This window comes from Arthrobacter sp. Hiyo1 (assembly GCF_001263615.2).
Classification (GTDB): domain Bacteria; phylum Actinomycetota; class Actinomycetes; order Actinomycetales; family Micrococcaceae; genus Arthrobacter.
Map to the genome: position 1 here is coordinate 446,301 of NZ_DF952469.1, position 9,520 is coordinate 455,820.

Here is a 9,520-nt window from a genome sequence, read left to right on the forward strand (position 1 = left end):
CGCCCGGCGTCGCTCAGGTGGATCTCGACGCGACGCTCGTCCTCTACTGAACGCCGGCGCTCCACGAGGCCCATGGCTTCAAGCCTCTTGAGCAGCGGAGACAGGGTGCCCGAGTCGAGTCCCAGCTCGGTACCCAGTTCCCGGACGCTTCGAGGCTCGTTCTCCCAGAGCACCAGCATCACGAGGTACTGCGGATACGTCAGTCCAAGCTCGTCCAGCACCGGCCGGTAGACCGCAGTGGCCGCCTTCGAAGCGGAATACAGCGCGAAACAGACTTGGCGGTCGAGGCGGGGGGCTTCACTCATGGGAATAACGATAGCTCACAATTAAATTGTGCACAACTTAATCGCTTCGGGCGACGCCCGCTCACAAACAAGCCGTCCCCCGGCAACGCCCGCTCACAAACAAGCCGTGCCCCGGCGACGCCCGCTCACAAACAAGCCCAAACGAAAGGATCCTCCTGCAGATAATCCGCAGGAGGATCCCCGGCCTTTAGACCAAGAGTGAGCGAGCGTCCGGCCAAAACCCGGCATAAGTGAGCGAGCGTCGAGGTTCAGAGATCCCGGCATAAGTGAGCGAGCGTCCGGCCAAAACCCGGCATAAGTGAGCGAGCGTCCGGCCAAAACCCGGCATAAGTGAGCGAGCGTCGAGGTTCAGAGATCCCGGATGGTTCGCAGCGCGGCGGCGGCAAGGACTTGGATTGCGAAGCCGAGGGCACGCTCGTCCACAATGAAGTCACCGCGGTGGAGATCGTATTCCTCGCCGCCGGGCGTGTGGGTTCCGAGCCGCATCATGGCACCCGGCAGGTCGGCCAGGAACCAGGCGAAGTCCTCGCCACCCATGGACTGCGGTGTCAGGACGACGGCGTGCTCGCCGAGTTCCGCACGGGCAGCGGCCTCGATGATGGCAGTTTCGTGTTCCGAGTTGACCACGGGAGGGACGCCGCGGGTGTGCTCAAGGTGCACGTCCACCCCGTACGGCGCGGCAACCTGCTGGACGACGTCGTCGAGCAACTCCCCTGCGCTGTGCCAGGCGTCCCTGTCGAGGCAACGCATGGTGCCTGCCATGTAGCCGTTGGCGGGGATGGCGTTGGGTGCCGAACCTGCCGCGATCTGGCCCCACACCACCGAAACGCCGCTGCGCACATCGACCCGACGGGACAGGACGGCCGGCACGTTGACGGCGATTTGGGCCAGCGCGAAGACCAGGTCTTCGGTCAAATGCGGACGGGAAGTATGGCCGCCACGTCCCGTCAATTCGATTTTGATGGTGTCCGACGCCGAGGTGATGGCGCCGATACGCGTGCCGATCTTGCCGACGTTGATACGCGGATCGCAGTGCAGCGCAAGAATACGCGGAACGCCTTGGAGCACGCCCTGCTCGATGCAGGACAACGCACCGCCGGGCATGGTTTCTTCTGCCGGCTGGAAGATGATGCGCACCGTTCCGCCCAAGGGGGATTCCTGGTGCATGGCGTGCAGCACCAGCGCAATGCCAAGCATGCTCGTGGTGTGGACGTCATGCCCGCACGCGTGGGTGACGCCATGGTTCTTCGACGCGAACGGAAGCCCGGTCTCCTCGATGATGGGGAGGGCGTCGATGTCTCCGCGCAGGGCCGTGGCGATGGGCCCGTCGCCGACGTCGACCGTCAGCCCCGAGCCTTCCAGCCGACGGGGTTCGAGTCCCGCCGCCTCGAGCCGTTCAACCAGCTTGTCCGTAGTGCGAAATTCCTTGAAGGAAAGTTCGGGGTGCGCATGCAGGTCCCTCCGGAATTCAAGGAGTTCCGGCAAGAGATCGTCAAGCCATGGCTTCACCACAGGGGTCGGCTCGGTTTCGGTAGTGAAATTGCGCACCTCACAACTCTAGCCATCCACACCCCCCGAATAGCGAAAGGGGTCTCTTGGTTACGGACAGCGCCGCAAGAGGGCGCTATAGAACGTCGGTGTCTCCACTTGCCTTGAGCGCGTCCACCGCACCCTTGACCCGCTGGGCGTGCTCCTTCGTGGTGACAAGCAGCGCGTCCGGCGTATCGACGATCACGACGTCCTTGATCCCGATAAGGGCGATCACACGCTTCGTATCGGAGACAACCACACCGCTGGCGTTCTCCGTGAAGACGCGGGCGCCTTCACCGAGGACCGTCACCTCATCGACGTCGCCGGCATTGTTGAGGCGGCCGATCGCGGCGAAGTCTCCGACGTCGTCCCAGCGGAAAGTACCGGGCACGACGGCGACATCCCCCGCCGCCGCGGCTGGTTCGGCCACGGCGTAGTCAATGGCGATCTTCGGCAGAGTGGGCCACACCCGGGCGGTCACTTCATCGCGTTCCGGCGTGTCCCATGCGTCGGCAATTTCCTGCAGCCCGGCAAACAGGACCGGTTGGTTTGCCTCCAGGTGCTTGAGCATGAGAGCGACGGGCGCGACGAACATGCCGGCATTCCAGACGTAGTCGCCAGTCTCGAGGTACTTCTTGGCAATGTCCTCACTCGGCTTCTCGACGAACTCGACCACGGCGTGCGCATTCGGCGCGTCGTCGATATTGAGCAAGTCCCCGGTGCGGATGTAACCGAACCCGGTCGAGGGGTGCGTGGGCTTGATGCCGATGGTGACGATTTTCCCGGCAGCCGCAGTGTGGATAGCCTCGCGCACAGTTTCCTGGAAAAGGTGGTCCGGGCTGATGACGTGGTCGGCGGCGAAGGAACCCATGATGGTGTCGGGGTCGCGACGGTGCAGGATGGCGGCGGCGAGGCCAATCGCCGCTCCCGAGTCCTTCGGTTCGCTTTCGAGGACCAACTCGTTTTCGCCCACTTCTGGAAGCTGGCGGCAGACGGCAACCCGGTGCGCCACACCCGTAACCACCAGAACGCGGTTGCCGGCCAACGGTTCGAGACGGTCGTACGTAGCCCGCAGGAGGGTGCTGCCCGAACCCGTGAGGTCGTGGAGGAACTTGGGCGCGGCAGCACGCGAAAGCGGCCACAGGCGCGTGCCCACTCCGCCGGCCGGAATAACCGCATGGAAGTGGCGCAATGGCGATTCGAGGCTTGCAGCGTTTTCTATACTCACCGCAACACCTTATCCGACACCCGCTCAAGTCCCGCTTTGTGGTCTTCGTCTCACCATCGTGGCGAAAACGCCGGAATTCAGGCGAAACCCCGCGCTCTCGTTACAAGAAGGGGTGCCTAAATTGAATAAGCTGTGAGCGAAGCCTAGATTTAGGCTGAGCTACGAGTGCTCTCGCAGCTGGCGTTTCCCCCGCATGGATCCCGTGCCAGCGCCGCTGTGTTGCAGGAAGGTTTATTCAGTGCCGACAAAACCAGCTGGCACCTTGTACCGCGGCCGTGAAGGCATGTGGTCCTGGGTTGGACACCGCATTACCGGTGTTGTGATCTTTTTCTTCTTGTTGGTCCATGTGCTGGACACCTCACTGGTGCGTGTGTCCCCGGAGGCCTACACGGCCGTTATCGGCGCCTACAAGAACCCCCTCATGGCCCTGGGCGAAACGGGCCTCGTCGCAGCGATTGTTTTCCACGCCTTCAATGGCCTGCGCGTTATCGCCATTGACTTCTGGAAGAAGGGCGCGAAATACCAGCGCCAGATGCTGTGGACCGTCCTGGTATTGTGGCTGGTCACCTTCGGGGCCTTCGCCATCCGCCACCTGTCCCTCGCACTGGGAGGCCACTAAGCCATGAGTACTGACATTCAAAGCCCGCGCAGTGGAAAAATCGGCAGCGGGAAGATTGCTCCGCAGTACCGTCGCGGCACCGGTTCCAAGGGGAACTTCGAGATGCTCGCGTGGCTGTTCATGCGGCTCTCCGGCGTCGTGCTCGTGGTTCTGATCTTCGGCCACCTTTTCGTGAACCTCATGGTGGGCGAAGGCATCCACGGCATCGACTTCGGCTTCGTGGCCGGCAAGTGGGCCGACCCGTTCTGGCAGTTCTGGGACCTGGCCATGCTGTGGCTCGCCATGCTGCACGGCACCAACGGCGTCCGCACCATCATCAACGACTACGCCGAGAAGGACGCCACGCGCCTTTGGCTCAAGGTAGTCCTTTACGCGGCCACGGTCGTCATAGTCGTTCTTGGCACACTGGTGATCTTCACGTTCAACCCGTGCCCCGTCGTCAACGGCGTTCAGCTGCCCGGCGGGTTCTGCCCGGCGCCGTAGCGCTCCGCTGCACCACCGGCTTGTCCGGCGGCGCACAACACGCGGAGCAGGCTCCGCCGACCATCTGACTTAGAGAGAAAGAGCATCTGGTATGCAGGTCCATAAGTACGACGTCGTTATTGTCGGTGCCGGCGGCGCCGGCATGCGCGCCGCGATCGAATCCGGTCAGCGCGCACGCACCGCAGTACTGACCAAGCTCTACCCCACCCGTTCCCACACCGGCGCAGCCCAGGGCGGCATGTGTGCAGCCCTGGCCAACGTCGAAGAGGACAACTGGGAGTGGCACACGTTCGACACCATCAAGGGTGGCGACTACCTGGTTGACCAGGACGCAGCCGAGGTCATGGCGAAGGAAGCCATCGACGCCGTGCTGGACCTGGAGAAGATGGGCTTGCCGTTCAACCGCACGCCCGAAGGCCGCATTGACCAGCGCCGTTTCGGTGGCCACACCCGTGACCACGGCAAGGCTCCGGTCCGCCGCGCCTGCTATGCAGCAGACCGCACGGGCCACATGATCCTGCAGACGCTGTACCAAAACTGCGTCAAGCACAACGTCGAGTTCTACAACGAGTACTACGTCCTGGACCTGCTGACCGTCGAGGAAGACGCCGTCCGCGAAGACGGGACGCCGTACAAGCAGAAGCGCGTTGCCGGCGTCGTGTCATACGACCTCGCCTCCGGTGAGTTGCACGTTTTCCAGGCCAAGTCCGTGGTGTTCGCCTCGGGCGGCGCGGGCAAGGTTTTCAAGACCACCTCCAACGCCCACACCCTGACCGGTGACGGCATGGGCATCGCGTTCCGCCGCGGAATCCCGCTGGAGGACATGGAGTTCTTCCAGTTCCACCCGACCGGTCTTGCCGGCTTGGGCATCCTCCTCTCGGAAGCTGCCCGCGGCGAAGGCGCGATCCTGCGTAACTCCGAGGGTGAGCGTTTCATGGAACGCTACGCTCCCACTATCAAGGACCTCGCTCCCCGCGACATCGTGGCCCGCTCCATGGCAAACGAAGTGCGTGAAGGACGCGGCTGCGGCCCGAACAAGGATTACGTCCTCCTGGACCTGACCCACCTCGAGCCGGCCCACATCGACGCGAAGCTCCCGGACATCACCGAATTCGCCCGCACCTACCTCGGTGTCGAGCCGTACACCGAGCCGGTTCCCGTGTTCCCGACGGCGCACTACGCCATGGGCGGCATCCCCACGAACATCACCACCGAGGTCCTGCAGGACAACGACACGATCGTTCCGGGCCTGTACGCAGCCGGCGAAGTGGCTTGTGTTTCCGTTCACGGCTCCAACCGTTTGGGTACCAACTCGCTGCTGGACATCAACGTCTTTGGCAAGCGTGCGGGCATTGCTGCGGCCGAATACGCCAAGACCGCTGACTTCGTGGAGCTCCCGGAAGACCCGGAGGCATACACGCTGGATCTGCTGAACCACGTCCGCACTTCCGACGGCGGCGAGAGGGTTGCCGCGATCCGCAAGGAACTGCAGGACACCATGGACGCCAACATGCAGGTGTTCCGTACGGCGGACACCCTGAACCAGGTGCTCACGGACATCGCGGCCCTCGAAGAGCGGTACCAGCGCATCAGCGTCCAGGACAAGGGAAAGCGCTTCAACCTTGACCTGCTCGAAGCGGTGGAACTGGGCTTCCTGCTGGAACTGGCCAAGGTCATGACAGTTGCTGCCCTGCACCGCGAGGAGTCCCGTGGAGGCCACTTCCGGGAGGACTTCCCGGAGCGCGACGACGAGAAATTCATGAAGCACTCCATGGCATATAAAGATGAGCACGCTCCGGCGGACGGATCTGCGGAAGCAATCGCGGGCATCCGACTCGGCACCAAGCCTGTTGTCTTTACGCGCTACGAGCCGATGGTGAGGAAGTACTAAGATGTCTGCTGAACTTGCTGAGCCAGCATCCAAGATCGAGCTGCCCGCGCACATTGGTGGAGGCGGGGAAATTCCCACCTTCAACATCACACTGCGGGTGCGACGCTACAACCCCGAGGTCTCGGAAGAGGCCGCATGGGAAGACCACCAGCTGACGATGTACGGCACCGACCGCGTGCTGGACGCCCTGCACAAGATCAAGTGGGAAATCGACGGCTCACTGTCGTTCCGCCGTTCCTGTGCCCACGGCGTCTGCGGTTCCGACGCCATGCGCATCAACGGCCGCAACCGCCTCGCGTGCAAGACCCTGCTGAAGGACCTGGACACCTCCAAGCCCATCACCGTTGAACCGATCAAGGGCCTCCCGGTGGAGAAGGACCTGATCGTGGACATGGAGCCGTTCTTCCAGTCCTTCCGCGAAGTCATGCCGTTCCTGATCAACAAGGGCCACGAGCCCACCAAGGAACGCTTGCAGTCGGTCGAGGACCGTGAACGGTTCGACGACACCACCAAGTGCATCCTGTGCGCCGCCTGCACGTCGTCCTGCCCCGTGTTCTGGACGGACGGCCAGTACTTCGGCCCGGCCGCCATCGTGAACGCACACCGCTTCATCTTCGATTCCCGCGACGATGCCGGTGACATGCGCTTGGAGATCCTCAACGACAAGGAAGGCGTGTGGCGCTGCCGCACCACCTTCAACTGCTCGGAAGCTTGCCCGCGTGGCATCCAGGTGACCCAGGCCATCGCCGAGGTCAAGCAGGCCATCCTGGCACGCAAGATCTAGTCCAAAATTCAGAATACGACGACGGCGTCCCCTTGGCGGGGTCCGCCGTCGTCGTTGTTTAAGACTTCCTCGCAAAACGAAAGGCGGACAGGTGTCCAAATCCATGAAGATCAGCTTCGAAGGCAGCACCGGAGATCTCCTGGCAGGGATCGTGGATGTTCCTGAGGGTCCGGTCCGGGGCTGGGGTGTGTTCTCCCATGGTTTGACCCTCGGCAAGGACAGCCCGTCAGCATCGCGCATCTGCAAGGGTTTGGCGGATCTCGGCGTCGGCATGCTTCGCTTCGACAACCTTGGACTGGGCGACTCCGCCGGCGATTGGTCCGCTGGATCGTTCAGTGTGAAGGTGGCTGACACCATCCGCGCCGCCGGGTTCATGCGCGCCGAAGGCAAGGAAATCTCCCTGCTTGTTGGCCACTCCTTCGGAGGGGCGGCCGTGTTGGCTGCCGCCCTCAGCCTCCCCGAGGTACGTGCCGTTGCGACGGTCGGCGCCCCGTTCCAGCCCAGGCACGTGGAGCACATGTTCGACGCCGAAGTCAGCACGATCCTCAGCGAAGGCAGCGCCGAGGTCAACCTGGGCGGCAGGCGCATGGAAGTCCGCCGGCACTTTGTGGAGGATGTCGAGAAGGCCGACCTCAGGGACTGCATCCGTACCCTGCACAGGCCCCTCATGGTGCTGCACTCCCCCACGGACAACACCGTGGCATCGACAACGCCAGCGAGATCTTCCAGACTGCACGGCACCCTCGGAGCTTCATTTCGCTCGAAGGCAGTGACCACCTGTTGACGGGCAAAGGACAAGCTGCCCGGGTTGCAGGGATCATCTCCGCCTGGGCCGGGCAGTACCTCGGCGACTAGCGCGGGCCCCAGCCCAACTGACTAGCAATTATTGTCGTTATGAGGGCTCAAAACGACAACAACTGCTAGCTAGTTGGGGCGCTGGCTCCCTCAGGAGTCCTTTGCGTGGAACGTGCGGGGCGAAGGGTGCCGCGATCCGAGGGCCGGCTTGGGGTGCCCGTGGGCGCTGGTGTCCGCTTCCCTGACGGCCGCCCACGCCCCGGAGACCAAGTAGACCTGGCTGACCAGGTTGAACCAGATGAGAAGCCCGATGATGATGGCAAATGAGGCCAGAATGGGATTCCGTCCGGCATTCGCCAGCAACTCCGTGCTGAAGATCTGGAGGATGGTGGTTCCGATGCCGGCCAGCACCGTTCCTTCCACGAAGGCTTGCCGGCGAAGCTTCAAGCGGCCTGCGAAGCGGAACATGATCACCGCCGTCGCCCAGTTGAGGACCAGGGGTACGGCCGTGCGAACGAGCCAGGTGACTGGGCCAGCGACGGCGTCGGCCAAACCGAGCCGCTCGATGATCCATCCGGCTGCTGTCCCGAACACGAGCGAAACACCGGCGCTGACCACCAAGGCTGCGCCGAGCAGCAGGAGGGTACCGGCGTCGCGGGCCTTCATCAGCAGAGGGTTTTCCTGCACGGGCTCCAGACCGCACACCCCGCGGAGACCCTCCCGGATCCCCGCGATCCAGCCGAGAGCAGTAAAGACCGTGACGACGGCGGCTATGACGGCCGTCCAGCCAAGGCCTGTGGGATTCAGGAGATCATGCGGATCCACCAGGCCGTTGCCCCCGCTGGTTTTCAGGAGTCCCGGGGCCGCTGTGGCGACGCTCGAGACGATTGAATCAACTAGTTGGGGTTGCCCGTTGAGGACCAAGCCGGTCACGGCGAATCCCGTGGCCAGCAGGCCCGTGATGGAGAAGAACATGGTGAAGCCTATGCCGGCGCTCAACAACGGGCCGTGGCGCAGGTTGTAGAGGTTGAAGGCGCGCATCGGCCGGAAGTTGCTGAGCCGGGCGAGGGCCAGGTTGATGAACGCCGGTATGGTGGCGCCTCTGTTGCCCGAGCGCCGGGCTTTACCCCATTCGACCTGACGATGGATGAGCTGCAGCTTCAGCTGCGCCCCTTCAGTCGGCAGCGGTGGCTTCTCCGCCTGCTGCCGGTCGTTGCGCTGTGCTTTTCCGTGATTGGTCTGCGTCGCCGCCAAAGTCGAGCTCTTCCCGTAGCTGCCAAATGCCGTTGTCGTCGTGCTCGTAAAGTCCCATGCTAACCACAGGGAAGGTGGCGCTGTAGTTCTTGAGCACCGTTTCGGCCTCGTCAAGACTCTCGGGAGCGACGTCGTGCGCTACCGTCACGTGCGGGTGGTAGGGGAAGGGAAGATCGCGTTCCAGGGGGCCGGTCTGCAGTTGTTCGTGCAGGCCTACGCACTCCTCGAAACCGTCTGCGACCTTCAGGAACACCACCGGGGATACCGGCCGGAAGGAGCCCGTGCCGGAAATCGTGATCCTGAATGGTGCCTGGCGCCGCGCGACGTCGCGGACATGCTCAAGGGTGGCTTCCCAGTCCTGGGCAGGGGTAGTGGTCACGAGGGTGATGTGGGCCGGGATCACTTCCGCCATCGGATCGCCAAAGGATGCTCGCCATTGCTGCAGTTCCTGGGCGACTTCCCGGGGGAAACCCAGAATGACCCCTACGCACAGGTTGTCCCCGCACGCGCTGGCAGACTGGTGTGCGCCCGTGCCCGGGCGGGCATCAGTGTCCCGGCCGCTCCCGTGAACGGGAGCCGACCTGGACGCTGAGCTTGCCAGCCGCGCACATGGCTTTAGCGGATTCCTTGT

At 63.4% G+C, this 9,520-nt stretch carries 9 protein-coding genes and 1 pseudogene; 5 read left to right on the forward strand and 5 right to left on the reverse strand.

What is annotated here, in order from left to right; all coding sequences use genetic code 11:
• The 3 genes from AHiyo1_RS06450 to AHiyo1_RS06460 form a co-directional block, all read right to left on the reverse strand.
• Nucleotides 1-305 (reverse strand): MarR family winged helix-turn-helix transcriptional regulator (locus AHiyo1_RS06450; RefSeq protein ID WP_059387987.1); only part of this gene is annotated, 305 nt, incomplete at its 3' end.
• A 348-nt stretch (nucleotides 306-653) separates the two neighbouring features.
• On the reverse strand, nucleotides 654-1,853 hold the full coding sequence (locus AHiyo1_RS06455) for an amidohydrolase (RefSeq protein WP_059387988.1): 1,200 nt from the start codon (nucleotides 1,851-1,853) through the stop codon (nucleotides 654-656).
• Nucleotides 1,854-1,929: 76 nt separating this feature from the next.
• Nucleotides 1,930-3,063 carry a mannose-1-phosphate guanylyltransferase gene (locus AHiyo1_RS06460; protein WP_059387989.1) on the reverse strand — a complete coding sequence of 378 codons (1,134 nt, stop codon included), beginning with the start codon at nucleotides 3,061-3,063 and terminating at the stop codon, nucleotides 1,930-1,932.
• Between the two features lie 238 nt (nucleotides 3,064-3,301).
• Between AHiyo1_RS06460 and sdhC the strand changes: the two genes are divergently transcribed.
• The 5 genes and pseudogenes from sdhC to AHiyo1_RS06485 all read left to right on the forward strand — a co-directional run bounded on the left by sdhC (nucleotide 3,302) and on the right by AHiyo1_RS06485 (nucleotide 7,695).
• On the forward strand, nucleotides 3,302-3,682 hold the full coding sequence (gene sdhC, locus AHiyo1_RS06465; protein ID WP_084784381.1) for a succinate dehydrogenase, cytochrome b556 subunit: 381 nt from the start codon (nucleotides 3,302-3,304) through the stop codon (nucleotides 3,680-3,682).
• A 3-nt stretch (nucleotides 3,683-3,685) separates the two neighbouring features.
• Nucleotides 3,686-4,165: a succinate dehydrogenase hydrophobic membrane anchor subunit gene (locus AHiyo1_RS06470; protein WP_059387990.1), complete on the forward strand. Its 480-nt coding sequence runs from the start codon at nucleotides 3,686-3,688 to the stop codon at nucleotides 4,163-4,165.
• 91 nt (nucleotides 4,166-4,256) lie between these two features.
• Nucleotides 4,257-6,056, forward strand: coding sequence for a succinate dehydrogenase flavoprotein subunit (gene sdhA, locus AHiyo1_RS06475; protein ID WP_059387991.1), 1,800 nt, complete (start codon nucleotides 4,257-4,259; stop codon nucleotides 6,054-6,056).
• Between the two features lies 1 nt (nucleotide 6,057).
• A complete protein-coding gene (locus AHiyo1_RS06480; protein ID WP_059387992.1) occupies nucleotides 6,058-6,840 on the forward strand; it encodes a succinate dehydrogenase iron-sulfur subunit in 783 nt (260 codons plus the stop codon).
• A 91-nt stretch (nucleotides 6,841-6,931) separates the two neighbouring features.
• A pseudogene (locus tag AHiyo1_RS06485) lies at nucleotides 6,932-7,695 on the forward strand (alpha/beta hydrolase family protein).
• A gap of 90 nt (nucleotides 7,696-7,785) precedes the next feature.
• On the opposite strand, the gene AHiyo1_RS06490 reads toward AHiyo1_RS06485, so the two are convergent.
• Complete coding sequence (locus AHiyo1_RS06490) at nucleotides 7,786-8,889, reverse strand: YihY/virulence factor BrkB family protein (protein WP_441433657.1); 1,104 nt, start codon at nucleotides 8,887-8,889, stop codon at nucleotides 7,786-7,788.
• Nucleotides 8,810-9,382, reverse strand: coding sequence for a 2'-5' RNA ligase family protein (locus AHiyo1_RS06495; RefSeq protein ID WP_059387993.1), 573 nt, complete (start codon nucleotides 9,380-9,382; stop codon nucleotides 8,810-8,812). Before AHiyo1_RS06495 ends, AHiyo1_RS06490 begins: the two co-directional genes overlap by 80 nt.
• Between the last annotated feature and the right edge of the window lie 138 nt (nucleotides 9,383-9,520).

Bases quoted from the DNA above. Each gene is read 5' to 3' on its own strand.
- AHiyo1_RS06470 (WP_059387990.1), top strand. From the start codon at position 3,686: ATGAGTACTGACATTCAAAGCCCGCGCAGTGGAAAAATCGGCAGCGGG.
- sdhA (WP_059387991.1), top strand. From the start codon at position 4,257: ATGCAGGTCCATAAGTACGACGTCGTTATTGTCGGTGCCGGCGGCGCC.
- AHiyo1_RS06480 (WP_059387992.1), top strand. From the start codon at position 6,058: ATGTCTGCTGAACTTGCTGAGCCAGCATCCAAGATCGAGCTGCCCGCG.